Here is a 24,047-nt window from a genome sequence, read left to right as displayed (position 1 = left end):
CTCAGCGGTACCGACTCACGGGCCACCCAGCCAGTGGTCGATGCGGTGGTGATCGGGAGCGAAGCCGTTCGCCACCCCGTAGAGCACCGCCTGGGTCCGCGTGGTCGCGCCGATCTTCCGGTAGGCCGAGCGGATGTACGACTTGACGGTGTTCGGGCTGAGGTAGGTGAGCTGCGCCACCTCGGCATTGCTCTTGCCCTGGGTGATCAGGGCCAGGATCTCGGACTCCCGATCGGTGATGCCCTGGAGGCGGCCCGGCCAGTCGAGGCCCGGCGCGCTCGGCGCACGCCTCGTGGGCGGGCTGATCACCGTCTCGCCCGCGTGGACGGCCTCGAGGGCCTCCACGAGCTGTGCGGGCGTCATGGTCTTCGACAGGTACCCGTGGACGCCGAGCTGCTGTGCCGTCTCGATGAGCTCGGGCTGGAAGTTCCAGGTGTAGACGACCACCCGGTGCGCCCTCGGGTTGGCCAGGAGCCCGCGGATCTCGACCTGATCGGACTCCGGCTGGGCGAACGAGTCGTAGAGGACGATGTCGATCGTGTCAGAGAGGGAGGCGTTCGCATCGATCTCCGCCACGATCACCCGATCCCGGAAGTCGTCGAAGAAGTGGGCCAGGCCCTTGAGCACCACGTCGTAGTCGTCGATGAGAGCGACGGTGATGGGTCGGGTGGCTACCTGGGCTGGCATGACTTCACTATTCCACCCCCAGGGGTGTGTCGGCACACCCCGAGGGGTGGTTGATTGAGTCCACGCCGAAAGGCCAGACGGGTCGATTCCGACCCGCACAAGAGAATCGAGAATCTCATGATCGGCCTCCTCATCAGCCTCATCATCGTCGGCCTCATCGCCGGCTTCATCGCCCGCGCCGTCATCCCCGGCCGTCAGAGCCTCGGAATCCTGAAGACCATCATCCTGGGCATCATCGGCTCGTTCGTCGGCGGCTTCCTCGGCTTCCTGATCTTCCAGCACGACCCGATGGACGGCTTCTTCCAGCCCGCCGGCATCATCGGCTCGATCATCGGCGCCATCATCGTCCTGTTCATCTACACCCGTGTCGTGGGTCGCAGCGTCGCCCGCTGACCCAGCGAAGCCAGAAACGAAAAAGCCTCCGGAGCCCTCCGGAGGCTTTTCGCGTCGGTCTGGCTGCTGCGCCTACGCCGTCAGAGCCGCCGACTCGTGCACTCGCAGGGCGGTCGCCCGCAGCCGCGCGACGTCCGGTGTCAGACGGCCGGTCGGCCAGCCGAACACCGTCGTGGCGAGCGGCGCGTCGAGCACGGGGACGGCGACGTGCTCAGGCCACTGCCAGGCGCGGCTCGAACGGGGGATCACGAGCAGCGTCTGCCCGAGGGCCACGAGCTGCGCCAGCTGGGACTGCGAGTGCACCTCGGGGCCTGGTCCGTCCGCGTAGCCGCCGCCGACCAGCGGCCACCGCGCCATCGGCAGCCCGGGAACATGCGTCACCTCGACCATGGTCAGCGACAGCCGCGAAGCGAGCGGGTGCGACGCCGGCACGATGGCAACCTGCGCCTCGGTGTCGAGGTCGTCGCCCTCGATCCCGGCGAAGTCGTCGAACGGCCGGTGCAGGATCGCGGCGTCGGCGCTTCCGTCGAGCAGAAGCCCCTGCTGCTCGCCGATCTCGCAGAGCATCACCTCGATCGGCGCGGCGCTCTTGTCGGCCGCGTTCGCATCGAGCAGCGCCTGCAGGAACTCGTGCGACGACCCGGCCTTCGTCGCCAGCACCACCTTTCGGACAGGAGCCCCGGCCCGGCGCGCCCGCCGCACGGCTGCCGACACCCCGTCGAGCGCGGTCCGCGCCTCCCGCAGGAGCACCTCTCCCGCAGCGGTCAGACGGACACCGCGTCGATCGCGATCGAGAAGCGGCACCCCGACCCGCTGCTCGATCTGCTGGATCGCCCGCGACAGGGCCGGTTGCGCGATCCCGAGATCAGAGGCGGCTCGCCCGAAGTGCAGGCGCTCCGCGACCGCCACGAAGTAGCGCAGTTCACGCGTCTCGAGGTCGTCCACGCCGCGAGTCTACGTCTGTGATGCCCGTGCGGCATCACAGGGTGCCGGATCGGCCTTGGACGCCGACAGCCCGGACGACCGACGATGGAGGACATGAACGACACCCACGCACAGACAGCCCCCGACACGACAGCTCACGACTACGCAGCCACGAAGACGACCGCCCTGGTCACCGGGGCGAACAAGGGCATCGGCTATGCCATCGCGAAGGGCCTCGGCGAGAAGGGACTCCGCGTGATCCTGGGCGCCCGGAACGCGCAGTCGCTCGACGAGGCAGTCGCCACCCTGCGAGCGGAGGGCATCGACGCCGAGGGCGTGGAGCTCGATGTGACCAGCGACGAGAGCGTCGCAGCCGCAGCCGCCGACCTCGCGGAGCGCTTCGGCACGCTTGACGTTCTGGTGAACAACGCGGGCGTCTCCGGCCCGTTCGACCCGGTGACCTGGGCGCAGGATCCCACGACCCTCGATCTCGACACGGTCCGCTCCGTCGTCGACGTGAACGTGTACGGGGTCATCCGGGTCACGAACGCGCTGCTGCCGCTGCTCGAGAAGGCGGCATCGCCGCGCATCGTGAACGCCTCGAGCAGCATGGGCTCGCTCGGGCGACAGCCGGGCCCGATCATGGCGGCGTACTCGCCGTCGAAGACGTTCCTCAACGGGATCACCGTGCAGTACGCCCGCGCGTTCGCCGAGACGCCGATCATCATCAACGCCGCGTGCCCGGGCCTCGTCGCCACCGACTTCAACGGCTTCGCCGGCGACCGCACGCCCGAGCAGGGTGCAGCGACAGCGATCCGTCTCGCCACCCTGCCCGACGACGGACCCCGCGGCGGCTTCTTCGACGACGAGGGTGTCGTCCCCTGGTGACGGCGAGCTCGCGGCTGGCGTCCCGTGAAGGACGTTCAAGCGGCTCGATACCGTGAAGCATTTCTTGTCTGGGACCAGATTCTCGCGGCGCTGGTGATGTGCCGGACACCGGCGCAGAACCCTTGTTGCGTCCCGGCCGGAAGATCCCAAGGGGCGTTTCATGGTGTCTAGGAAGCAAGGATGGAAAGACGGCCATATTCGTGTTCTGCCCAAGAGACATCGAGAGGCTCCTGGGACTGGGCCCGTCTTGTCCAGAACTGTCCTCGGTTAGGGTTTCGGCGGCGGGATCGCGGAGCCGTCCCTCTGGCACTGGATTGGTGGTTGCGGCATGGGGCAACAGCTTGTTGCCTAATCCGCTCGTCAGGCCTCGCCGCTAGGGTCGAATCTGTGACCGCTCCCGAGTTGAACCCGTCTGACTACGCGGCGACTCTGGCTGAGTTGAAGTCAGAAGTTCGCGCTGCTCGTTTCACTGCGCAACGGCAGGTGAACCTGGAAGTGATCCGCCTGTACTGGCGCATTGGGCGGAGCTTGTCGGCGCGGGCATCGTCCGCGGCCTGGGGGTCGAAGGTGGTGACCCGTCTTGCGGACGACCTGCGGGCCGAGTTCCCGGATATGCGCGGCTTCTCCGGTCGAAACTTGAGGTACATGCGCGCCTTCGCGGATGCCTGGCCATTTGATTCCGAGTTCGGGCAAGAACCCGTTGCCCAGTTGCCCTGGGGTCACATCACCGTTCTGCTGGACCGCCTCCATGACCAGCCAACGCGGGATTGGTATGCCCGGGAAGCCGCGGCTCACGGCTGGTCCCGGAACGTGCTCGATCACCACATCCGCACTTCTGCGCACGAACGGCTCGCCGCGGCGCCGTCGAACTTTAGGACAACCCTGACGTCGACCGACTCGGACCTGGCGCAGCAGCTGACCAAGGACCCTTACGTTCTCGATTTCCTCGCCCTGGATGGCAGCTCGAAAGAGCGTGACCTTGAGGATGCGATGGTCAACCGGATCATCGCGACGCTGAGGGAACTCGAAACCGGCTTCTCGTTCGTCGGCCGGCAAGTCCACTTCGACGTCGACGGGGACGACTTCTATGTCGACCTGCTCTTCTTCCACGTGGTGCAACTGCGGTACGTCGTCGTCGAGCTGAAGACAGGGAAGTTCGAACCTGCCTTCGCCGGCCAGCTCGGGTTCTACGTCGCGCTCGTCGACGATGTCCTCCGACTCCCCCAGCATGCCAATACCGTTGGGATTCTTCTCGTGACCGGAAAGAACGACGCGGTAGTCCGGTATTCGCTCGGCGGTGCCGGCGCACCGGTCGCGGTGTCCTCGTATGAATTGCTGCCACCCGACGTGCAGGCGTCTCTGCCCTCGGAAGGTGACATCACGCGAGCACTCGGCGGGGCGTGAGCCCGGGCTCAGGGTCAGACGAGTCCACCCGAGGGCGCTCCCCGCTGCAGTCCCCCAGCGAGGGTTCGAAATTCGGGCGGCCGCCATGTCACAGTGGTGGAGTGCTTCTGCTGGATTCGAGGGCGATTACTATAAATGGACACGACCGCACGGGATGAGGCGCGCCAACCTTGTCCACGGCGCCACGCTGGCATCTCTGGCAAGGTGCGCGAAGCACGCCAATCGCATTGGAGGCGAACTCCAGGCTCGCGCGAGAGTCTCGGCGAACGCAGGTGTTGTCTAGTTTTCGCTTCGTCTGCAAGCGGCATCTCTTGTGTAGCTGACGCTCGTCACTGGAGCGGTCGCCCTCATGGGAGGCGCCGTGTCGACAAGGCCCGGCCCGGTCTGCCTTGGGGGAAGGCACCGGGTCGGGGGTTTGAGGGACGCCATTGACACTCGAAACTGTATTAGTCCAAACGGACGAGTGCCGCCAAGGAATCAGATCTCGACGGCACTCGCTGTGCCCAGGGCACGACAAGGAACTTACGTCGGTAAACGTGGCCGATTCAGACATGTCCAGAAAGCGAAAGCGTCTGCACCGAGCACGCAAATCGGCAGGCGAACGCCGCCGACTTTCCGAGCCGGCGACGCGCACTTGCTCGGGATGCCGCTCTCGAGGAGCAGAAAGGGCTACTTGGTCGAGAGCCCTGATTGAACGATCCCTTGTGCGGAGGCTACGACCTCGGGTCCCGTTTGGGTAGTCGTGGTGGTGGATCAAAGTAGAGGGGAACTGCGGCATCCGTAGCTGGCTGGGCTGCCGTCTTGTCGGGCTTTTCCAGGCTCTCGAGGCGGCCTCCGATGATGTCGGATTTCAGCAGTGGTGGGTGGGCCTGCGGAATTTCTTCAAAGTCTTTCTCTTCCACCTTTCCTTTGTAGCTCGGGTTGCACCGTCAAGGAAAGGCACGGCCGTGGCCGATCAGTTCTGCCTGGGAGTGACGTGGCAACCTCGACCAGTCATGCGCGATCCGTCCTATCGTCCCTGGAGGCGATCCCAACCCCGCCAGCGCTTCCTCTTGGTGTATCGACACCGGAAGCGCGGGGCGCTGCCCGGACCCGAAATCGGGCAGCGCCTTACCCTGGGAAAAACATGAGAATCAATGGCTTCGTCATCCCCGCTATGTAGCTAGGGGGTCTAATCAAATGCCGATCGGGAAATCGGCAGGCGCGCGATTCGGGTTGCGCGCCATATCTAGCGGGGGAACCACGGGACTTGGTTCCCCCGCTATCACCGCGAGGCATCTCTCGTCTGGGACCAGATTCTCGCGGCGCTGGTGATGTGCCGGACACCGGCGCAGAACCCTTGTTGCGTCCCGGCCGGAAAATGCCAAGGGGCGTTTCATGGACGGATCCCCGAGGGTGGCGTGTGCCAGCCCTTGCCGTGTTCCTGTCTCTGATTGGTATTCCGTCGTGACTCGTCCTACTGCAGTGCTATTCGATCTCGACGGCACCCTCGTCGACTCCAACTTCCTTCACGTCGAGGCGTGGGACCACGCATTCACATCGGCGGGTCTGACCGTGCCGTCCTGGCGGATCCAGCAGGTCATCGGTGCGGACTCCAGCGTCTTGATGGACACCCTGGCGGGGGATGCGCCGGAAGCCGTGCAGAACGCGGCGAAGAAGCTTCACGATGAACGGCTCGGAGAGCTTGCTCCGAGGTTGCAGGTCCTTGATCAGTCGGACGCGTTGGTCGCGGCGATTGCAGCGCACGGCACCCGAGTGGTGCTGGCGACCTCAGCCCCGCAGAACGAGCTCGACCGGATCTTGGACATCCTCCATATCGAGGAGGACACGTACGCCGTCACCTCGTCCGAGGACGTCGAGAAGGCCAAGCCGGAACCGGACATCATCTCGGTGGCGCTGCAGAAGGGCGGGGTGGAGGCGGCAGGCGCGATCATGGTCGGCGACTCCGTCTGGGACATGAGATCTGCAACCAAGGCGGGCGTCCGCGGTGTCGGCCTCCTGTCCGGGGGCACTGGCGAAGCCCTCTTGCGGCAGGCAGGGGCCATCGAGGTGTTCGATGACGCCGCGTCGCTACTCGCCGCACTGGAGACCAGCATCCTGGCCACGCTCTGGAAGGACGATGCCCCCGAATGACAGCGAACAGTTCCGTGGCCGATGCTGACCCGTTCGACCTTGCTCGGTTCGTCGACGCTCAAAACGATGGGCAGACCTACTCGGTCGCGCTCGGGGAGATCTCCCGGGGCCGGAAGGTCTCCCACTGGATGTGGTTCGTATACCCGCAGGTCGCTGGGCTCGGCCGCAGCGCCACCGCGCGACGCTTCGCGATCCGCTCCCTCGAAGAGGCGCGCGCATACGCCGCGCATCCTGTCCTCGGAGCTCGGCTGCGAGAGAGCGCGAAAACCATGCTCACCGCCCCCGGAGCTTCGGCGGACGCCGTCTTGGGTGGCACTGATGCGGTCAAGCTGCGATCGTCGATGACCTTATTCGCGGAGGCCACCGACGACGCCGTCTTTACCCAGGTGCTCGATCGATGGTTCCACGGCGTGCCGGACGAAGCGACAGTCACACTTCTCCACAGGAACTGACGGTCGGTGCCCGAGCACGCGCAGACGGGAACTACCCAACGTGCGATCGTTTTGGATGGCCCTCAGTGCCCACCACGAGCTACCTAATTTGCTCGTGGACATGCGCGGTCCGGCGGTCTATTCTCAGCGCATCAGATCTCGACGGAGCGATCATGCCGAAGTTGCTTTCCCCCAGAACAAGCCCCCCGGTGGCCGCGACGAAAAAGACCCTGGTCTCTCTCATCCGGCGCGGCCCGCTCTCCCCAAAAGACATGAACGATGCTCTCCGCCTGGTGCTTCCCGGGGTCAGTTGCGATGTCTTCGCAGACGCTCTGACCCAGCTGCTTCGTGAACGCCAGATCACCATCTCAAATGGCACCTACCGGACCCCGGACGTGATGTCCGACGCATCGTAGGCATTCTTGTTTTTCAGCTCGCGTCACCGGACCCGGACGGCCGGACGTCGCCCGTGTGCTCGGTTCCGGGGGGCGAAGTATCGCCGGTTCCTTCACTCGAAGTTGAGCCTGCCCGCAGGGTTGTGTGACCACGCTCTTCGAGGAGTTTTGCTGCGAGCAACTCACCTGGAACTGGTCCGAAACGATTCAATGCTTCCTGGTGAATGTGTGCGACGAGGCCGCTCAGATCGTGCGGAACCTGGTATTCCTCGGCCAGGCCGTTGATCGTATCCAGTTCCTCGACGACTCGGTCGATACCAAAAGTGTCGAGGTAGTCGCCTGCGAGGAGAGATTCCAGGTGGTGCGTCATGAAGAAGCCGCCGCCTGCGCTGCCCTGCAGGGCATCGGCCAGTGTGCGAACGTCGATCCCCGTGGCTTTGCCGAGGAGCAGCATCTCCGTCACTGCGACGACCTGTCCGAACCACAGTGTGTTGGCCATCAGCTTCGTCGTGAATCCGGCACGGATGTCGCTGCCAAGTGTCCGCCTTTTGTCGGCGGGACCGAGCACTGAAAGGATCGGCATGGTGCGCTCGACCGCGAGAGGGGCACCAGCGACGAAGAACCCGAGAGAGCCGGCCGCAGCGTCAGCGGGGCTGCCTGCCATGGGCGAGCCGACGCTATGCACACCGGCCGACGCGGCAGTTTCGGCGACTTCGGACGCCACTCTGGGGTCGTTGCTCGTCAGATCAAGCCAGCACGGTTCCGGACGCAGTTCGGTAAGGGCTCCGTCTGCGCCGAGCATCGCGGAGCGGAGCTCCTGGGGTCCGGGCAAAATTGTGATCAGCACCGTGCTGGTCCTTGCGAGGTCTCGGCCGGAACTCGCGGTAGAAATCCCCGTTTCGCGGGCACGTGTCACCGCGGACGGGTCCGCATCGAAGGCTATGACGTCGAATCCCGCTACGGCGAGCCTGGAGGCGATGGGCAGCCCCATCCGACCTACTCCGAGCACTCCTATGCGCTCCATCTGACGTCACCCTCTTCATTGTCCGAGGTCGGAAGTCAACCCCGAACTGGTCATCCACCTGCTGTCTACCGTGCACGATACGACACAGAACCGCAGCATCTGGGCTCGCGGTCGGTCTCGATTCGGAAGGAACCCATGTTTTTCCACAAGCAGGAATTGCAGTTCAAAGCCAGCCCCTCCAAGCCGGACCCGGTCTACGCCAAGCGCATGCAGGAGATCCTCGGCGGCCAGTATGGCGAGATCACCGTCGCGATGCAGTATGGCTTCCAGGCCTGGAACAGTCACCTTCCCGGCAAGTACCGCGACCTCCTCTTCGGAATCGGTGCCGAGGAGTTCGGGCACGTCGAGATGATCGCGACGATGATCGCCCAGCTGCTCGAGTCCGCACCCGTCGAGCAGTCGGAAGCGGCCATGAAGGCCGACCCGGTACTCGCGGCCGTCGTCGGCGGCACCGACATTCAGGCCGCCATCGTCGCCGGCGCAGGCGTCCGTCCAGTCGACTCCAACGGCAACCCCTGGTCGGGCAGCTACATCACCTCGTCCGGCAACCTGCTCGCCGATGTCATCGCTAACGCGAACGCGGAGATGCAGGGCCGCATTCAGGTCGCCCGGATCTTCAACATGACGGACGACCACGGTGTCCGCGACATGCTCTCGTTCCTGCTCGCTCGCGACACCGGCCACCAGAACCAGTGGGAGGCCGCGGCCAAGGAGCTGCAGGCCGAGAAGATCGAAGTGCTCCCGATCCCGTCGAACTTCCCGCTTTCGAAAGAGATGCAGGCCGAGGAGTACAAATTCATCAACTTCTCCGATGGCGCCGCGGCCAAGGACGGATCGTGGGCCAGTGGGCCGACGCCTGACGGTCGCGGTGAGTTCAGTTACGAAGAGGCGCCTAGCAAGGGTGTCCCGTTCCCGAAGCCGACGATTCCCGACGAGCGCTTCTATGGCACCACCCCGGTGCCGAACGTCGTCGAGAAGGCCGCCGGCGCGGTCAAGGACAAGCTCTCCAAGAAGTAACCAGGACCTGAATCGAGGAGCACCTGAATGAAGATCACCTACGACACCGAGACGGACTCGATCTCGGTGCCCGGCCTCACGGCAGAGCAGAACCAGCAGCTGCAGACCGAGCTGTCGACAGCCCTGTATCGCAACGATCCTGTGCAGACCGTAGCGGCGACGATCATGGCTGCTGCTCGTCGATTCAGCTCCTGACCCACTAGTGTTCCGCCGGCTTGTTCCATGCCGGCGGAACACCAGGGTGTCTCATCGACCCGGCCCATTGCCTCGCCGACGAAACGCCGCCGCCTTCCGTTGATTGCTGTCTTAGCGGGAGGGCCGGCCCCGAAGTGGGTCGGATGCGGGCACGTTGGACCTCTCGGCAAGACCTGTAATGAGAGCGGCAAGCGCCGTATCGGCTGACACTTTCGGTTCCCAACCCAGAACGGTGCGGGCTCGGTCGGTATTCATGACCGGGACCTTTGCGGCGATGTCGACCCAGCCGGCATCCACCGGCAGAAACCGCAGCCGCCACGCAATCGTCACGGCGGCACGGATCACCCGATACGGGAAGGGGACTGCCCGCGTGCCCAGCACCGACGCGACAAGGTTCGGCGTGACGACGGGCTCCGTCGCGATGTTGAACGCGCCGCCGGCGCGACGGTCGATCGCACGCCAGAAAGCGTCAGCGAGGTCCGACGCGTGCACGACCTGCGCGACGAAGCGCGGCGACAGCGGCAGGAACGGGATCCTGATGGTCTTGAGCCACCGGGTCGGAACCCAGAAACCGGCGAACAATCCGAGGATCTCGCTGGCCGCGGCCTGCTGCATGACCAACCCCGGGCGAAGCCTGGTCACGACAATGTCAGGGTGCGCTTTTTCGTACACGTCGAGGGCGTACTCGTTCAGGGCCTTCTGCTGGGAGTAGCTGGACTCCCGGATCCCCCACACCGGCCACGACTCGTCCCTCCGATGCTTCTTCGACGACGCCGCGTACGTGCCCACCGAAGAGGCATAGACGAGCTGCGGGACTCCCGCGGCCGCGACGGCCTCCATGACGTGCTGGGTCCCCGTGACGCTCGTGCGCATCATCGCTGCCTGGTCGTGAGTTGGCTGGAGCGCCCACGCGACGCAGATGACGGCGTCGGCACCATCGAACACGTCGATCAATCGTGAGGCCGAGTCGTCGTCCCCGATGTCGAGGGCATGCCACTGGACGTTCGCGTAGGGCGGGACGGTGTCATCGGGGCGCCGCCGGGCGATGCCGACGAGATCGACACCTGGTTGCTGGTGGAGGCGCGTCAGGATCGCTGATCCGACGTTCCCGGTTGCTCCGATGACCACAATGCGCATGCCTTTGACGCTACGCGCGCCCCACTCTGCAACGACCAGGCGAGGCGGCCGAACGGATGCACGGTCGGCTGGAGCCGGCCGAGCTCGACCGTCACCGGAACGCCCATGCTGTCCGGCGTGCGGGGACCGCTGCCCCGACAGACTTCTGACTATTGGGGCGCTCACATTCGGGGTAGTGGCGCTGGGCGCGATATTGTCAGCTATCCCTGATCCCTGTACGCGCAGCGGTCCGGGCTGCGATGCCCGGTCACTGGGGCTGCGCGTCGCCCAGCATCGTGGGGTGAGAGTATGGGCAAGTTCGCGTACGACCGGGCATTGAGCGTCGACTTCGACGACCGGACCCTTGCGCATCTGCAGATTGTCATCAGCATCAAGCTTCGTCGCGGAGAAGCGTTCCATTTCTCTTGGAAAGACGATCAGTCCATCGGCGACGGTCGTACATCCATCTGGTTGCACCCTTCTATTCCACTGGTCTACAAGTACTACGGGTCCAAGACCCCGGCCATCAACCCCGCATGGATCCATGCTCTCGAGATGTCCGCCAACACCAACGCCGGGCTGCATATCGTCCCAGAACCGCAGGCCCCTCAGAACGGGGCCGCTACCTCATGATCCGCCTCGACATCATCTACGACGGCCACCCGTACAGCGTCGCCGCCGACGACCCCGCCAGATTCAAAGCCCGAATCTTGGCCGCGTCCACGTCAGGAGAACCATTCTGGCTGACCGTCAATGAAGGCGAGGGGACCGTGAAGGCCGTCGACCTGCTGATCAACGCCCACACCCAGATCAGTGTCGCCGCCATCACCTTGAACGGCTGACTGGGCCTCGGGTCAGTGCTCGAGGTTGTAGCCCTCGAAGTCGAAGGTGGGAGGCGTCGCGACCCAGTCATCGACCTCGTCTTCGGACTTCTCCACTGACTCGAACCGGACCGGGATCTGCTGGGTCATGAGGACTGACACCAGCCCGTGGGAGTGAGTGTCGAAGTTCACGAATGCTGCCCCGGTCTGCATGGCCGCCATAATGTCTCGCTTCAACTGAGGGACATCGATCGTCTCCTGTAGGAGAAATACCTGGCCGTCGATGCGCAACTTCGTTCTCAACATGAGTGCCTGCCCCTTGTGGCTGCTGCCGGTCATCGTCGGTCAAGGCCGCGGTCCAGGGGCTGGGAACGGCGGAGCAGAAATCAACGTGCAACGAGTTCGACGCTACGGGGCGACTTTGCCGGGGTCGAGGGGGTTGATTCTCCAGAATCGATATGGGTGTCCACAACAGACCGATCCATGAGGGATTGTGAACTCCCTCGACCGCGTCACGCATGCGGGAGGGCGTTCACCGGCGAACAGGCGTAGGGACCAGGTCGCACCCCGCCGTGAAGAAATCGGAATCGGGTCGACTTCTCTTGGCGAGAAAACGGTAAAACGGCTCTCGAAGCAGGTCAAAGGGCTAGACATTTTGGCGTCCCGTCCGGACATATTCTTCAACGATGATGAGAGCAACGAATCTTTCTAGCGGACGCGCCACCATCAGCCGAGCGTTTAGTGCGTCCTCGTATTCTCAGACCGGCGCGAATGCTCGTCCATCCCGAGTCTTGGTCGGTCACGTATACGCAGGGGCAGAGTAGACGCATGACGACAACCGATCACCTGGAAGCCGTTGACGCCTGGTGGCGCGCCGCCAACTACCTGACCGTCGGCCAGATCTACCTCATGGACGATCCGCTGCTTCACGAACCGCTCGCACCCGAGCGCATCAAGCCGCGTCTCCTCGGCCACTGGGGAACCTCCCCGGCGCTGAACTTCGTCTATGCGCACCTGAACCGGGTGATCGTTCGTGACAAGCGGCAGATGATCTACGTATGCGGTCCCGGCCACGGCGGCCCGGCGATGGTCGCCAACGCGTGGCTCGACGGCACGTACTCGGAACTCGTACCCGACGTGACGCGCGACAAGGCCGGGATGCAGAAGCTGTTCCGTCAGTTCTCCTTCCCCGGCGGGATCCCGTCGCACGACGCCCCGAACGTGCCGGGCTCGATCAACGAGGGCGGTGAGCTCGGCTACTCGCTGTCGCACGCCTACGGCGCCGTTCTCGACAACCCCGACCTCATCGCTGCCTGCGTGGTCGGCGACGGCGAGGCCGAGACGGGGCCGCTCGCGACGAGCTGGCATGCGGGCAAGCTGCTCGATCCGGAGCACGACGGGGCGGTGCTGCCGATCCTGAACCTCAACGGCTACAAGATCGCCAACCCCACCATCCTCGCGCGCATCCCGGAAGACGACCTGCTCGCGCTCTTCCGCGGCTACGGCTACGAGCCTTTCGTGGTGTCGGGCGGATACGACGGCGAGGAGGCCGCGCCGGTGCACGAGCGCATGGCCGCCGCCGTCGACGAGGCGCTACGGCTGATCGACGGGATCCAGTCCGCCGCACGGGGCGGTGCCGACGGCGGACCCGGAGTTCCTGCGCCCGTTCGCTGGCCCATGATCATCCTCCGCACGCCGAAGGGCTGGACCGGGCCGAAGGAGGTTGATGGCAAGCCGGTCGAGAACACCTGGCGAGCGCATCAGGTGCCACTCGCCGAGGTGAGGGAAAATCCGGACCACCTGCGGCAGCTCGAGGACTGGATGAAGTCGTACGACCCGCAGGCGCTGTTCGGGGACGACGGCGTCCCCGACGAATCGCTGTCGGCGATCAAGCCGCACGGCGACGCCCGCATGAGCGCGACTCCCATCGCGAACGGCGGGAGGATCCGCACCGATCTGCGACTGGCGGACTTCCGGGCCCACGGCATCGACACCGGCGGCTCCCGCACGATGAGCGCGTCGGCGACGAAGGGCTTCGGTGCCTGGCTCGCCGATGTCATGCGCGACAACCCGTCGACCTTTCGGCTGTTCGGCCCCGATGAGACGGTGTCGAACAAGCTGGACGCCGTCTTCGACGTCACCGACCGGCAGTGGGGCGCCGAGATCCTCGACACGGACGAGCACCAGGCGCGCGCCGGCCGAGTCACCGAGGTGCTGAGCGAGCACCTCTTGCAGGGAATGCTCGAGGGGTACCTTCTCACCGGCAGGCACGGGCTGCTGAACACGTACGAGGCATTCGTGCACATCGTCGACTCGATGTTCAACCAGCACGCGAAATGGCTCGAGGCGACGAGGGACATCGAGTGGCGCCGCCCTATCTCGTCGTTCGTCTACCTACTGTCGTCGCATGTCTGGCGCCAGGACCACAACGGCTTCTCGCACCAGGATCCTGGGTTTCTCGACGTCGTCGTCAACAAGCAGGCGCACCTGGTCAGGATCTCCCTCGCACCCGACGCCAACACCCTCCTCGCGGTCATGGACAAGGCGCTCCGCGACGTCGACACCGTGCAGGTCGTCGTCGCCGGCAAGCAGGAGCAGCCGGCGTGGCTCAGCATGAACGAGGCCGAAGAACACGTGCGGCTCGGCGCCGGCATCTGGGAATGGGCAGGAACTCCCGGCTCGACCGATCGCGACGATCCCCTCCCCGACGTGGTCCTCGCCTGCGCCGGCGACGTGCCGACCCTCGAGACCGTCGCGGCCGCCGACCTGATCCGCGAGAGCTTCCCCGAGGTCGCCGTGCGGGTGGTCAACGTCGTCGACCTGATGAAGCTGCAAGACCAGCGCGAGCACCCCCACGGCTTCACGGACGACCAGTTCGACGCGCTGTTCACCACTGACCGGCCCGTGGTGTTCGACTTCCACGGCTATCCGTCGCTCGTGCACCAGCTCACCTACCGGCGGCACGGGCACGACAACATCCACGTGCGGGGGTTTCAGGAGAAGGGCACCACGACGACGCCGTTCGACATGGCGATGCTCAATGACATCGACCGGTACAAGCTCGTGCTCGATGTCCTGAAGTACGTGCCGGGACTGTCATCGCGGCACCCGGACGCCGCGGCCGAGTTCGAGCGGCTGCGGGTGGAAGCGCGCGCCTACGCGTATGAACACGGTGAGGACCACCCCGACGTCACCGGATGGCGCTTCGGAGAGTCCTCATGAAGAAGACCGTCGAGAGCCTCGACGACCTCGCGTCCGCAGCTACAGGTCGTTGACGATGTCGAGCTCCCCTCAGAGCGAGCGCTCCGAGCACCGCCTACCGGCCATTGCTGCCCTCCTTGTCGCATTGGCGCTTTACGCGACCCTCCCGAGCACGTTCTGGCCACCGCTGCGCTTCAGCGTCGTCGCCGTCGGCGTCGTCGCCATGATTCCCCTGATCGCCCTCAACCCGGCCCGAATGCATCGCGAGACACGATGGTCGAAGTACGTCTCCAGCGGAATCGCCTTCCTTCTCGTCGCGGCGAACCTCGTCGCCTTCGCCCAGCTCGTCACGCAGCTGGTGACGTCGACGTCCGATGACGGGCCGCGCCTGCTCCTGGCAGCGCTCCAGGTGTGGTTGACCGGGATCATCGCCTACGCCCTCGTCTACTGGGAACTCGACCGTGGCGGACCAGTCACGAGACGTCACGCCGGCCGAGAGAGCATGCCCGACGCCGACTTCCGGTTTCCGCAAGACGAAGATGCCGACGCCGTCAAGGAGGTCGCAACCCAGTCGTCGGAGAAGACCGGATGGGTCGCGTCGTACTTCGACTACTTCTACTTCTCGTTGACCAACTCGATGGCCTTCAGCCCGACCGACACGATGCCGCTGTCGATCCGCGCCAAGGCGCTGATGGCGCTCGAATCGGCCACGGGCTTCATCCTGCTCGGGCTCGTCATCGCCCGGGCCGTCTCGTTGTTGAAGTAGCAGGGGACTGGACCCGAGAAGTTGAAGGTTATGATAGGTAATTTCGAACAGGGAAAAAGGCGATAGCACTAAGGAGAAGCTCCCTTGCCGTGGCGCCACGCGTCCAATATCTTCCACGGATGAACATGCGGAACTGCATCACGTGGACGTGGAGAGGTAGCCCCTACGAAGTCTGCGACTTCGGAACGTCCCTTCTAGCGCACCTGCCGTCGGGGGTGCACGGCGAGACGAACACGATCCGTGTAGACAGAGACACCACCTGGAGTCTTGGCGAGCTCGGGCGTGCCTGGAGCGATAAGGCGGTGCTTACTATCCGCGATGAGGAAGGCTGCGCAATTAGCCTTTTAGTCACGAGCAGCGTTGGGCGGGTACTCGAGCGCTGGTTGACACGCACAGCGACAAGGGAGGACGCCCGCAACTCAGATGGGTCTTGACATAGTCGAGCATCACCGAACTCGGGGTGAAGACCGGTCTGCGGCACGCGGGTTAGGTAGGCGTCGCACCGGGTTTTGGACATCACCGAACTATGCCGAGCACGTTCAGCTGGTCCGGCACAACCGGGCACCAGGTGGAGCGTCTTGCAAAACTATTGATTTGCGAGACGTCTCACCGATTTGTAAAGCGACCAATGCCGACCCTGCTCCCTCAGACTTAAACTGGGTCGACAAGAACCGGCTTGCAGCCCTTGTCGTCGGTTGAATTTGCACGATAGTCAACCGTCGACTGCGTCATCTAATGATCCTTCACATCGGACTGGAAGCGGGGCCGATCAGTCCGAATCAGAGGGTGTATGCGGTTCGCTCGCCATTGTCGTTGCCGTGAGGCGGATCGTGTCCGAGGGTAGTTCAGAGAATCGCCGTGAGTACGCGGCGGCGAATCGCCCGAGGTGCACGAAGCCCCACTTGTTCGCCACGCCGGTGATCGTGACAGTGCCCGAAGGCGCGCTGAGGAGGTCCTCGCGAGCTCTCTCCAGTCGGATCCGCTGCAGGTATCTCATCGGCGTGGTGTCGAGACTGTTGCGGAAGGCCAGGTGAAGGCTTCGCGCGCTCGTCGCCGCCTCGTGCGCGAGCTCGTTGATCGTCCACGAGCGGGCCGGGTCGTTCTGGAGCAGCTCGACCGCGCGGGCCACGTCTCTGTGACCCGAGCTCGGCACCGGCGCATGCAAGGCGTCGAAATAGTTGTGGGGTTGTGAGAAAAGGAGGACGTCGAGAAGGACTTGTTCCAGGTGGTGCACAGACAGTGGATGGGACAACAGGCCGCGGGTTCGTCGGGAGGCGCCGTCGATGAGCCGAAGCGTCTGAAGGAGCGTCTGGCCACCGGCCGTCTCGAGGCTCAGTTCCGTCTCGAATACGAGAGGAGGGAGATCGTGCACGTCGAGTAACTGTTCTGTCTGCCGCTGGATTTCTCCGCGCGGAATCATGAGGGCGACTTGAGCAAAGCCTTGGTCGCAGTCCAATTCGACGGGGCGGCCCGGCATGAAGACACCGGCCGCCTTCTCTGTTCCGTACACTTGTGGGCCGTGGACGGCGCCCATGACGGTTCGTGACTGGGTGGGAATGTCGATGTGGTAGTTCTCGGGTTCTGCCGTGTGGATCCGGACGGCGTCTTGGAAGCTCATGAACCCGACGGTGACTCGCCCGACAGGCAGCGCGTTCAGATGCAGGCCGACGGTGGAGGCCGCCCCGGCGGATGGGAACTCCACGGGAAGGTAGACGCTTTTGAGGGCCTCTCGTGACTCGTCGATGCCGTGGGCCGAAACGATCCTGTGGTCGGCAAACATCTCTGTGCTTGCTCTCATGGATGGATTCTACTCAGGTCGGTGGAGCCACGACGGTCATCGCATTCGGCACCATACGGCTTCGCCGGTGCAGGATGCGGATAGTGCATTGACCCCTGCCCTTCTTAGCGTGAGAGTCCGCCACAGCTAGGTGACGAGACGGTGGGCTGAGGTCCATCACGTCGCGGCGACTGTGGCGTCATCGTCGCAATTCACCACCGGAGACCCCATGATCAGCACCAGCCTCGTTCCTGCCGTCCGCAACGTGATGCGCAAAAAGTACCGGTTTCTGTCGTCGCGAGCCGGCTTGGTGGCGCGACCCGACGATTTGCCCTCGGCGAGAGTTCCCGCTCCGATCGGCCACCGGATCCTGGTCGTGGGAAACGAGTACGCCATCTCATGGGGAGTACGCCTGCACGCTCTGGCCTTGCCCGGCCAACTCGCCCGGGAGCTAGCGCTCCGGACGGGCCTCGGCGCCGACGTGGACGTCGTCGCCACCCCCGGAATGTCGATCACCGATGCGCTGGCGTCTTTCGAAGGGCACGACCTCAACGTCTATGACGCCGTGGTCGTGCTGACCGGTGTCGGAGACGCCTTTCAACTCATGCCGCCCGGCGTGTGGCGGGAACGCGTCGACCAGCTCACGTCTGCCCTCCTCGAGACCTCACCGCCAACAACAACGATCACCGTCGTGGGAATCCAGCCGGCGAGTTCGATCAACATCACGCGGACGAAGGAAAACGGCCTCGTCGATCAGTGGGCCGAGAGCCTGAACAAGGTCACCGAGGCTGCTCTCCTCGGGCAGGACCGACTGCGCTACCTCCCTGCACCAGCCGTCCCCGAGAGCGCTCTCGACGCTGTCGACCGGCTGCGTTTCAAGAGCCCGGCCGTGTACAAGGCATGGGCGGTGACCGTGGCCCGGCACCTCGTTCCTCTTCTCGACACGGCACACGACGACCCGACGCCCGACGACCCGGACCGGAAGAAGCTGACGGGCCCTCTCGCGCTTCGCAGGCGGCTCGCGGCACTCGAAGGCCTCGCCATCATCGACAGTTCCCCGGAAGCTCGCTACACCTCGATCGTTCGCCGGGCACGTGACCTCTTCGGCACGGAAGGAGCTGTGTTTTCTCTTATCACCGACACTCGCCAATGGAACAAAGCCATAATCGGCTCTGTTTCCACCGAGGTTCCGATCGAGGAATCGTTCTGCGCAACAACAATCCGATCCATCGGAGCGTTTGTGGTGGAGGACGCGTGGAAGGATTCCCGGATCAGCTTCGACACCGAGATTCGCTTCTATGCCGGCTACCCGGTCAGCGCACCCGACGGCACCCCCATCGGCGCTCTCTGCATCTTCGACGGCAAGCCCAGAGACGCCTCCAGCCTCGAGACGACGTACTTGCGAGAACTCGCGCTCATGATCACCTACCAACTGGCACATCCCACTTCAGCCCAAGGCATTCAGGCCGTCTAATAGGTCAGTCCACGTTCTGGCGCGTATGTCGCAGCGTGAGCATCGACTTACCGCGGTTCAGTCCGAACTGTCGCAAAGCCCGTGAACGATGAGGGACTGTGACCACCCGACGTATGGCGTGGACGCTCGGGGGTCGAACCCGGAACGCTCGACCAACCTGGACAGTGACGATGCACGGCAGGCAGGCCCAACCACACCAACTGTCTGGTTTTCACGAGCTCATGGCGAAATACTTTTCGGAACGGCCACCCCACCGACTCGAGGCTGAGCGGGTGTCGTCGCCCAAACGGTCGTGACTGCCTGCTTGAGAATACTGAGCTTCGAGTTTCGGGGGGGCCAGGAGAAGTCTCGGACATCTAAAGATTTACGAGACGTCCCGATCGATCCATAACAATTCCGGTTTGGCGTTCCACAAATCTGCAATCGGCGTGTGGCTGCCATGGAGCCCCCTCCCGCGATAGATCGTTGTTCGATGATTTCGCGGGAGGGACGAGGAAGCTGCGGAGCCGGTCCCTGCTCCTGCAGATGCGAGGGAACGGGGCGAAGCTGGGTGGTCAGGGGCGGAAGACTGCTCGCACGCACCCGTCGGTCTTCTCCTTAAACATCGCGTACCCACCGGGCCCGTCTTCCAGAGGCATGACGTGCGTGGCCAGGTGCTCGGTGACGAGCTCGTCTCTCGCCATGCGCTCGAGGAGCATCGGGATGTACCTTTGCCCGTGCTGCTGCGCGGACCGGAGAGTGAGGCCCTTGTTCATGACAGCGCCGAGGGGGAACTTGTCCACGAAACCGCCGAACACGCCCAGCACAAAGACACTGCCGCCCTTCCGCGCAGCGAAGACCGCCTCGCGGACGGCCGTCGGCCTGTCGGTCTGCAAGCGCAGCTGCTGCTTCAGCTGGTCGTAGGCGAAGTCGGGACCGTCGCGGTGGGCTTCCATCCCGACCGCCTCGATACACACGTCAGGACCGCGCCCACCTGTCAGTTCGCGCAGCTCGGCGTTCACCTCGCTGGTCTCGTAGTTCATGGTCTCGGCGCCGATGACCTGCTCAACCTGAGTCAGCCGCTCCTGGAAGCGATCGATCACGATCACCCGCTCGGCACCGAGCAGAAGCGAGGCGCGGGCTGCCATCTGTCCGACGCCACCGGCCCCCCAGACAGCGACGGTGTCTCCGGGTCGGACGCCGCCGAGATCCGCTCCCATCCACCCGGTAGGGGCCGCGTCAGAGGCGAAGAGCGCTCTCTCGTCACTGACCCCATCGGGAACAGGGAACGCCCCCTGGTCGGCGTACGGCACGCGGATGTAATCGGCATGACTGCCGGCCCACCCCCCGAGCGCGTGGGAGTAGCCGTAGCAGCCGCCGGGCGCCTGGCCCCAGAGCGACTCGGGGATGCCTGCATTCGGGTTGCCATTGTCGCAAAGCGAGTAAAGCTCGTTGCGGCAGTACCAGCAGTTCCCGCAGCTGATGAATGAGCAGACGACCACGCGGTCACCGACCTTGTGCTTGGCCACGGCCGAGCCGACCTCGACGACCTCTCCGATGAACTCGTGGCCGAGCACGTCTCCTGCTCGCATGGTCGGGACGTATCCGCCGAGGAGGTGGAGGTCCGAGCCGCAGGTCGTGCTCAGCGTCACCTTGACGATGGCATCCTGCGCATTGAGGATCCCGGGATCATCGACGTTCTCCACCGACAGTTCGTTCACGCCGGTCCAGCACAGAGCCTTCACAGCACACCCTCGCCCTTCGCATCGTCTTCCGCCTTGTCGACGGCGCCTCCGAGCAGCGTGCTCGGTCGATCGCCGTGCGGCCTCGGTGTCGCCCTCAGGATCTCGCCGGTCTCGACGAGCTGCTTGGCGTCGCGCAGTGCCTCCCGGAGCGCCTTCGCAGGATCGCCGTCCGCGGTGAGATCGATTCCCTCCCGGATTCGGGCGTGGACCTCGAATCCCTTGTCGCCTGGGGCACGTTCGACTCGGATCTCGAGCGAGTCCGCCAACCGCTGCAGCGGCTCGGGATACCGGCCGCTCGAGAAGTCCCCTGCCTCGCCCAGGATCGTGACGGCCTTCCAGCCCTCGGGGTGCGCGCCGTCCCCGTCCGACTCGCGCTCCTTCTTCACGAGGGTGCGCGCGACGAGGCCCGCCGCGACTCCGGCGGCGCCGACTCCGGCTGCGACAGCTGCCTTAATCGCCATGATCAGGCCGCCTTTCCGGGCTTGAGGACGACCTTGGTCCAGCCGTCTTCGCGCTTGTCGAAGTGCTTGTAGGCCTCCGGTGCTTGATCGAGTGGCAGCTCGTGACTGACGATGAACGACGGAGTCGCCTTGCCTGCAGCGATCAGGTCGCGCAGCTGGCGGTTGTACTTCTTGACCGGCGCCTGTCCCGTGCCCATGGTCTGGCCCTTGAACCAGTGGAGTCCCATGTCGAAGGCGACCTGCCCTTGCTTGGCGAGCTCGTCGGCGCCCCCCGGATCCTGGGGCACGAACACGCCGACGGTACCGATCCGTCCAGTGAATCGCACGGACTGGACGAGCCGGTTGAGCGTGAGGTTCGGCTGCTCGTCTCCGCCCGGATCGTGCGCCTGATAGCCGACGCACTCGCACCCGTTGTCGGCCCCGAGCCCCATCGTCTGCTCGAGGACGGCCTCGACCGGATCGACTTTCGAGTCGTCGATGGCGATGGCACCGATGGACTCGGCCAGTCGAAGACGATCTGGCTGGCGGTCCACGACCATGACCTTGCTGGCGCCCTTGATGGTGGCCGACAAGGCAGCCATGAGACCCACGGGGCCGGCGCCGTAGATGACGGTCTGGTCTCCCGGTCGCACTCCTGCCATCTCCGTCGCGTGGTAGCCGGTCGGGAAGATGTCGGCCAGCATCACGTAGTCGCTCGACCTCTCCTCGGCGTCCTCTCCCAGTCGGAGGCAGTTGAAGTCGGCCCAGGGCACCCGGAGCAGCTCGGCCTGCCCGCCCGCCCACGGCCCCATGTCGGCGAATCCGTAGGCCGCGCCTGCCCACTCCGGGACGGGCTGGGCGGTGAGGCAGTAGTTCGTGAGTCCCCGCTCGCAGTTCTTGCAGTGCCCGCACGCCACATTGAACGGCAGGACGACGTGATCCCCCACTTCGATCTTGTCGACGCCGCCGCCCACCTCGACGACCTCGCCCATGTTCTCGTGCCCGAACCACCGTCCTGTCTCGAAACTAGTGCGGCCCTCGTACATGTGCAGGTCGGACCCGCAGATGTTCGTGGTCGTGACTCGCACCAGCACGTCCGTCGGTCGCTCGATCCGCGCATCCGGGACCTCACTGACCGTGACCTTATTCGGGCCCTCGTAGACGACTGCTCTCATGATGGTCTTCCTTCCGTGCGGGACATGTCCCAGAACGTGCCGCCGGCCGGTCGACCACGCGACACCTCCATGTGACGCTCCTCGGCGCACAGGCACCATCGGCAGACCTGCCAATACGGACATTGGCAAAGGGCCCGCCGAGATCCGACTCCTGTGATAAGCCGGAGGCGACGAATGACCGAACACTCCCTCCTATGTTTGCTGCCGACAGTTCAATGGGGGTCGACTCCCGTGACCAGCACTCCCCCACTCGAGCTCGCCGAGAGAGCCGCCGGCGCTGGCCTCGTCGATCAGCAGGCTCGAGTGCTGCTCGACGAGCTGCACTACAACGTCCCCTTCGACGGTGCGTGGATCGCTCTGGCCGAGCCGGGTGGCACCGGGTACACGTCGCTTGCGAGCTTCGACCTCGACGACAAGATCGTCCGGTACCTGAGCGGCCCCCGGATGGCGCGCGACATCGAGATGACGGGCGCCGCCTCGGAGCGGCCGCCCACGAGCCTCTCGGACCTGCCGTACAGGTCGAAGGACTTGCAGACGTGGGCGGAGTGCCTGCTCCCAGCGGGCTTCCGCGAGACCCTGTCTGTCGCGCTCTTCGAGAACGGGGGGCGACACGTCGGCTTCATGACCATCCTGTTCGAGAGCCCCGAGCCGCCCTCGCAGACTCTCCGGCAGGACCTCGCACGACTGCTGCCGACGATCACCTCCGCCATCGATCCCGTCCGGTCGCTTGCGGCGTCCGCGGCTTTCGTCGGAGGAGCCAGAGCAGGCGTCGTCCTCTTTCCAGCCGGCAACCTCTCGGCCCTTCCGGGTCTGCCCGGCGACAAGCTCCTCACGGCCGAATCCGCACTCGTCGCTGCTGCGCGGGACACCCTCGGCGAGGGCTCCCGCTTCGCCTCGTTCCTGTGGCCGAGGGGAGACCGACAGGACCCCATCCGCTACGAGCGAGTGACGGTCCTGGGCTGCGAGATGCGCCTCGGAAAAGTAATCTCCGGACTCGTCGTGCTCTCTCCTGCCCCACGCCTGCGCGGCTTAACGCCGCGGGAGCTCGAGGTGCTGGGTCATGTCATCGAAGGATGCTCCAATGCCGAGATCGCCCGCGCGCTGGCCATCACCTCGCGGACCGTCGCCGCTCACGTCGAGCACATCCTCGTCAAACTGGACGCGACGTCGCGGACGCTCGCAGCCGTGCGCGCCGAGCGAGCCGGACTCTACATCCCGATCACGAGGGCGCGGCGCTCGTGAGCGCCGCGGATCGGCAGGTGCCCTGCCAGACACCGGGAGCGAGCCTCATCCGAAGGGCGATGCCATGTCCCACCTCTCCGTGAAAGCAGCTAGCGGAGCAATCGCCGGTCTGGTGGGCGCGGCAGTCGTAGCCCTCCTCGGCCTGCCCGACCTGGCCCCGCTCCTGGGCTGGGTCATCGCGTCGACGGTCTTCCTAGTCTGGGTGTGGTCACAGGCGTGGCCCGCCGACCCAGAGCGGACCCGCTCGCTTGCGCTTCATGAGGACGAGTCCCGCAAGCTCGTCGACTCCCTCATCATCGCCGCGACGTTCTTCAGCCTCGTCCTGGTGGTCTTCGCACTTCTCCGAAGCCAGCAGAAGGATCCCGTCGGCTCCGCGGCCGCGATCCTCGCCGTCGCCGGCGTCATGGCCGCCTGGGCACTGATCAACACCGTGTACGCCCTCAAATACGGACGCATGTACTACATCGACAACCGTCACCGTTTCGACTTCGACCAAGACGAGGAGCCGTCTTACAGCGACTTCGCCTTCATGGCGTTCTCGATTGGCATGGCGTATAGCGCGAGCAGCATCACCCAGTCGTCGACCCCCACGCGACGCGTCGCCATGGGCCACGCGCTCCTGTCGTATTTCTACGGAACGTTTGTCGTGGCAGTCGCCATCAACCTCATAACGAGCCTCACCCAAGGCGCGTGAGACCTCCGCAATATGAACCGACAGGACACAGCGACACGTCGACTCCCTTCGAGATCCATTGCTAGCGATGTGCTGTCGCGGAAAACTAAAGGTTTTCAAGACGTCTCACCAGCCCATCGATGATCA

At 64.8% G+C, this 24,047-nt stretch carries 25 protein-coding genes; 15 read left to right on the top strand and 10 right to left on the bottom strand.

Going from position 1 to position 24,047, the window contains the following annotated elements:
- Positions 1 to 15: 15 nt before the first annotated feature.
- Entirely contained in the window at positions 16 to 687 is a 672-nt protein-coding gene (locus tag EDF46_RS13375; RefSeq protein WP_123506803.1) for a response regulator transcription factor, read from the bottom strand.
- Between the two features lie 117 nt (positions 688 to 804).
- On the opposite strand from EDF46_RS13375, the gene EDF46_RS13370 reads away from it, so the two are divergent.
- Positions 805 to 1,080: a GlsB/YeaQ/YmgE family stress response membrane protein gene (locus tag EDF46_RS13370; protein WP_123506802.1), complete on the top strand. Its 276-nt coding sequence runs from the start codon at positions 805 to 807 to the stop codon at positions 1,078 to 1,080.
- A gap of 72 nt (positions 1,081 to 1,152) precedes the next feature.
- On the opposite strand, the gene EDF46_RS13365 is transcribed toward EDF46_RS13370, so the two are convergent.
- Positions 1,153 to 2,025, bottom strand: coding sequence for a LysR family transcriptional regulator (locus EDF46_RS13365; RefSeq protein ID WP_123506801.1), 873 nt, complete (start codon positions 2,023 to 2,025; stop codon positions 1,153 to 1,155).
- A gap of 93 nt (positions 2,026 to 2,118) precedes the next feature.
- On the opposite strand from EDF46_RS13365, the gene EDF46_RS13360 reads away from it, so the two are divergent.
- Both EDF46_RS13360 and EDF46_RS13355 read left to right on the top strand, forming a co-directional pair.
- Positions 2,119 to 2,892, top strand: a complete 774-nt coding sequence (locus EDF46_RS13360; protein WP_123507107.1) for an SDR family oxidoreductase — start codon at positions 2,119 to 2,121, stop codon at positions 2,890 to 2,892.
- A gap of 387 nt (positions 2,893 to 3,279) precedes the next feature.
- The gene (locus EDF46_RS13355; RefSeq protein ID WP_233580036.1) at positions 3,280 to 4,296 is read left to right on the top strand and encodes a YhcG family protein; all 1,017 of its coding nucleotides are present in this window, start codon (positions 3,280 to 3,282) and stop codon (positions 4,294 to 4,296) included.
- Positions 4,297 to 5,009: 713 nt separating this feature from the next.
- Here the strand turns inward: EDF46_RS13355 and EDF46_RS18035 are convergent.
- Positions 5,010 to 5,198 (bottom strand): hypothetical protein, encoded by a 189-nt coding sequence (locus EDF46_RS18035; RefSeq protein WP_148061217.1) that lies wholly within the window; start codon positions 5,196 to 5,198, stop codon positions 5,010 to 5,012.
- A gap of 562 nt (positions 5,199 to 5,760) precedes the next feature.
- On the opposite strand from EDF46_RS18035, the gene EDF46_RS13350 reads away from it, so the two are divergent.
- From EDF46_RS13350 to EDF46_RS13340, 3 genes are all read left to right on the top strand, one after another.
- On the top strand, positions 5,761 to 6,429 hold the full coding sequence (locus tag EDF46_RS13350) for an HAD family hydrolase (RefSeq protein ID WP_233580035.1): 669 nt from the start codon (positions 5,761 to 5,763) through the stop codon (positions 6,427 to 6,429).
- Complete coding sequence (locus EDF46_RS13345; RefSeq protein WP_123506798.1) at positions 6,426 to 6,881, top strand: DUF1810 domain-containing protein; 456 nt, start codon at positions 6,426 to 6,428, stop codon at positions 6,879 to 6,881. Before EDF46_RS13350 ends, EDF46_RS13345 begins: the two co-directional genes overlap by 4 nt.
- A gap of 188 nt (positions 6,882 to 7,069) precedes the next feature.
- Entirely contained in the window at positions 7,070 to 7,276 is a 207-nt protein-coding gene (locus tag EDF46_RS13340) for a hypothetical protein (RefSeq protein WP_123506797.1), read from the top strand.
- A gap of 13 nt (positions 7,277 to 7,289) precedes the next feature.
- Here the strand turns inward: EDF46_RS13340 and EDF46_RS13335 are convergent, their stop codons facing one another.
- Positions 7,290 to 8,279 (bottom strand): NAD(P)-dependent oxidoreductase, encoded by a 990-nt coding sequence (locus EDF46_RS13335; protein ID WP_123506796.1) that lies wholly within the window; start codon positions 8,277 to 8,279, stop codon positions 7,290 to 7,292.
- A 135-nt stretch (positions 8,280 to 8,414) separates the two neighbouring features.
- Here EDF46_RS13335 and EDF46_RS13330 point away from each other — a divergent pair, with 135 nt between their 5' ends.
- Together EDF46_RS13330 and EDF46_RS13325 are read left to right on the top strand one after the other, a co-directional pair.
- Complete coding sequence (locus EDF46_RS13330; RefSeq protein ID WP_123506795.1) at positions 8,415 to 9,296, top strand: manganese catalase family protein; 882 nt, start codon at positions 8,415 to 8,417, stop codon at positions 9,294 to 9,296.
- Between the two features lie 27 nt (positions 9,297 to 9,323).
- Positions 9,324 to 9,491: a hypothetical protein gene (locus tag EDF46_RS13325; protein ID WP_123506794.1), complete on the top strand. Its 168-nt coding sequence runs from the start codon at positions 9,324 to 9,326 to the stop codon at positions 9,489 to 9,491.
- 111 nt (positions 9,492 to 9,602) lie between these two features.
- On the opposite strand, the gene EDF46_RS13320 is transcribed toward EDF46_RS13325, so the two are convergent.
- Complete coding sequence (locus tag EDF46_RS13320; protein WP_123506793.1) at positions 9,603 to 10,628, bottom strand: NAD-dependent epimerase/dehydratase family protein; 1,026 nt, start codon at positions 10,626 to 10,628, stop codon at positions 9,603 to 9,605.
- 288 nt (positions 10,629 to 10,916) lie between these two features.
- Here EDF46_RS13320 and EDF46_RS13315 point away from each other — a divergent pair, with 288 nt between their 5' ends.
- On the top strand, positions 10,917 to 11,240 hold the full coding sequence (locus tag EDF46_RS13315) for an ATP-dependent DNA ligase (protein ID WP_123506792.1): 324 nt from the start codon (positions 10,917 to 10,919) through the stop codon (positions 11,238 to 11,240).
- Positions 11,237 to 11,449, top strand: a complete 213-nt coding sequence (locus EDF46_RS13310; protein WP_123506791.1) for a hypothetical protein — start codon at positions 11,237 to 11,239, stop codon at positions 11,447 to 11,449. Before EDF46_RS13315 ends, EDF46_RS13310 begins: the two co-directional genes overlap by 4 nt.
- A gap of 12 nt (positions 11,450 to 11,461) precedes the next feature.
- Here EDF46_RS13310 and EDF46_RS13305 read toward each other — a convergent pair whose 3' ends face one another.
- On the bottom strand, positions 11,462 to 11,767 hold the full coding sequence (locus tag EDF46_RS13305; RefSeq protein WP_123506790.1) for a hypothetical protein: 306 nt from the start codon (positions 11,765 to 11,767) through the stop codon (positions 11,462 to 11,464).
- Between the two features lie 432 nt (positions 11,768 to 12,199).
- Between EDF46_RS13305 and EDF46_RS13300 the strand changes: the two genes are divergently transcribed.
- Entirely contained in the window at positions 12,200 to 14,650 is a 2,451-nt protein-coding gene (locus EDF46_RS13300) for a phosphoketolase (protein ID WP_255410964.1), read from the top strand.
- 55 nt (positions 14,651 to 14,705) lie between these two features.
- Positions 14,706 to 15,395, top strand: a complete 690-nt coding sequence (locus tag EDF46_RS13295; RefSeq protein ID WP_123506788.1) for a DUF1345 domain-containing protein — start codon at positions 14,706 to 14,708, stop codon at positions 15,393 to 15,395.
- A gap of 769 nt (positions 15,396 to 16,164) precedes the next feature.
- On the opposite strand, the gene EDF46_RS13290 is transcribed toward EDF46_RS13295, so the two are convergent.
- Positions 16,165 to 17,193, bottom strand: coding sequence for an AraC family transcriptional regulator (locus tag EDF46_RS13290; protein WP_123506787.1), 1,029 nt, complete (start codon positions 17,191 to 17,193; stop codon positions 16,165 to 16,167).
- Between the two features lie 208 nt (positions 17,194 to 17,401).
- On the opposite strand from EDF46_RS13290, the gene EDF46_RS13285 reads away from it, so the two are divergent.
- Positions 17,402 to 18,646: a GAF domain-containing protein gene (locus tag EDF46_RS13285; protein WP_158614250.1), complete on the top strand. Its 1,245-nt coding sequence runs from the start codon at positions 17,402 to 17,404 to the stop codon at positions 18,644 to 18,646.
- A gap of 554 nt (positions 18,647 to 19,200) precedes the next feature.
- Here EDF46_RS13285 and EDF46_RS13280 read toward each other — a convergent pair.
- Genes EDF46_RS13280 through EDF46_RS13270 form a run of 3 tightly spaced genes read right to left on the bottom strand, consistent with a single transcriptional unit; the run spans position 19,201 to position 21,985 of the window.
- Positions 19,201 to 20,331 (bottom strand): zinc-dependent alcohol dehydrogenase, encoded by a 1,131-nt coding sequence (locus tag EDF46_RS13280; protein ID WP_233580034.1) that lies wholly within the window; start codon positions 20,329 to 20,331, stop codon positions 19,201 to 19,203.
- A 35-nt stretch (positions 20,332 to 20,366) separates the two neighbouring features.
- A complete protein-coding gene (locus EDF46_RS13275) occupies positions 20,367 to 20,831 on the bottom strand; it encodes a hypothetical protein (protein WP_123506784.1) in 465 nt (154 codons plus the stop codon).
- A gap of 2 nt (positions 20,832 to 20,833) precedes the next feature.
- Entirely contained in the window at positions 20,834 to 21,985 is a 1,152-nt protein-coding gene (locus tag EDF46_RS13270) for a glutathione-independent formaldehyde dehydrogenase (protein ID WP_123506783.1), read from the bottom strand.
- A 231-nt stretch (positions 21,986 to 22,216) separates the two neighbouring features.
- On the opposite strand from EDF46_RS13270, the gene EDF46_RS18735 reads away from it, so the two are divergent.
- Positions 22,217 to 23,227, top strand: a complete 1,011-nt coding sequence (locus EDF46_RS18735; protein ID WP_233580033.1) for a response regulator transcription factor — start codon at positions 22,217 to 22,219, stop codon at positions 23,225 to 23,227.
- Between the two features lie 64 nt (positions 23,228 to 23,291).
- On the top strand, positions 23,292 to 23,921 hold the full coding sequence (locus EDF46_RS13260) for a DUF1345 domain-containing protein (RefSeq protein ID WP_123506781.1): 630 nt from the start codon (positions 23,292 to 23,294) through the stop codon (positions 23,919 to 23,921).
- Positions 23,922 to 24,047: the final 126 nt, after the last annotated feature.

This window comes from Frondihabitans sp. PhB188 (genome assembly GCF_003752365.1).
GTDB lineage: Bacteria > Actinomycetota > Actinomycetes > Actinomycetales > Microbacteriaceae > Frondihabitans.
This window is presented reverse-complemented; position numbering and strand designations above follow the sequence as displayed.

Bases quoted from the DNA above. Each gene is read 5' to 3' on its own strand.
- EDF46_RS13375 (WP_123506803.1), bottom strand. From the start codon at position 687: ATGCCAGCCCAGGTAGCCACCCGACCCATCACCGTCGCTCTCATCGAC.
- EDF46_RS13370 (WP_123506802.1), top strand. From the start codon at position 805: ATGATCGGCCTCCTCATCAGCCTCATCATCGTCGGCCTCATCGCCGGC.
- EDF46_RS13360 (WP_123507107.1), top strand. From the start codon at position 2,119: ATGAACGACACCCACGCACAGACAGCCCCCGACACGACAGCTCACGAC.
- EDF46_RS13345 (WP_123506798.1), top strand. From the start codon at position 6,426: ATGACAGCGAACAGTTCCGTGGCCGATGCTGACCCGTTCGACCTTGCT.
- EDF46_RS13335 (WP_123506796.1), bottom strand. From the start codon at position 8,279: ATGGAGCGCATAGGAGTGCTCGGAGTAGGTCGGATGGGGCTGCCCATC.
- EDF46_RS13330 (WP_123506795.1), top strand. From the start codon at position 8,415: ATGTTTTTCCACAAGCAGGAATTGCAGTTCAAAGCCAGCCCCTCCAAG.
- EDF46_RS13325 (WP_123506794.1), top strand. From the start codon at position 9,324: ATGAAGATCACCTACGACACCGAGACGGACTCGATCTCGGTGCCCGGC.
- EDF46_RS13320 (WP_123506793.1), bottom strand. From the start codon at position 10,628: ATGCGCATTGTGGTCATCGGAGCAACCGGGAACGTCGGATCAGCGATC.
- EDF46_RS13315 (WP_123506792.1), top strand. From the start codon at position 10,917: ATGGGCAAGTTCGCGTACGACCGGGCATTGAGCGTCGACTTCGACGAC.
- EDF46_RS13310 (WP_123506791.1), top strand. From the start codon at position 11,237: ATGATCCGCCTCGACATCATCTACGACGGCCACCCGTACAGCGTCGCC.
- EDF46_RS13305 (WP_123506790.1), bottom strand. From the start codon at position 11,767: ATGACCGGCAGCAGCCACAAGGGGCAGGCACTCATGTTGAGAACGAAG.
- EDF46_RS13300 (WP_255410964.1), top strand. From the start codon at position 12,200: ATGCTCGTCCATCCCGAGTCTTGGTCGGTCACGTATACGCAGGGGCAG.
- EDF46_RS13295 (WP_123506788.1), top strand. From the start codon at position 14,706: ATGTCGAGCTCCCCTCAGAGCGAGCGCTCCGAGCACCGCCTACCGGCC.
- EDF46_RS13290 (WP_123506787.1), bottom strand. From the start codon at position 17,193: ATGAGAGCAAGCACAGAGATGTTTGCCGACCACAGGATCGTTTCGGCC.
- EDF46_RS13285 (WP_158614250.1), top strand. From the start codon at position 17,402: ATGATCAGCACCAGCCTCGTTCCTGCCGTCCGCAACGTGATGCGCAAA.
- EDF46_RS13275 (WP_123506784.1), bottom strand. From the start codon at position 20,831: ATGGCGATTAAGGCAGCTGTCGCAGCCGGAGTCGGCGCCGCCGGAGTC.
- EDF46_RS13270 (WP_123506783.1), bottom strand. From the start codon at position 21,985: ATGAGAGCAGTCGTCTACGAGGGCCCGAATAAGGTCACGGTCAGTGAG.
- EDF46_RS13260 (WP_123506781.1), top strand. From the start codon at position 23,292: ATGTCCCACCTCTCCGTGAAAGCAGCTAGCGGAGCAATCGCCGGTCTG.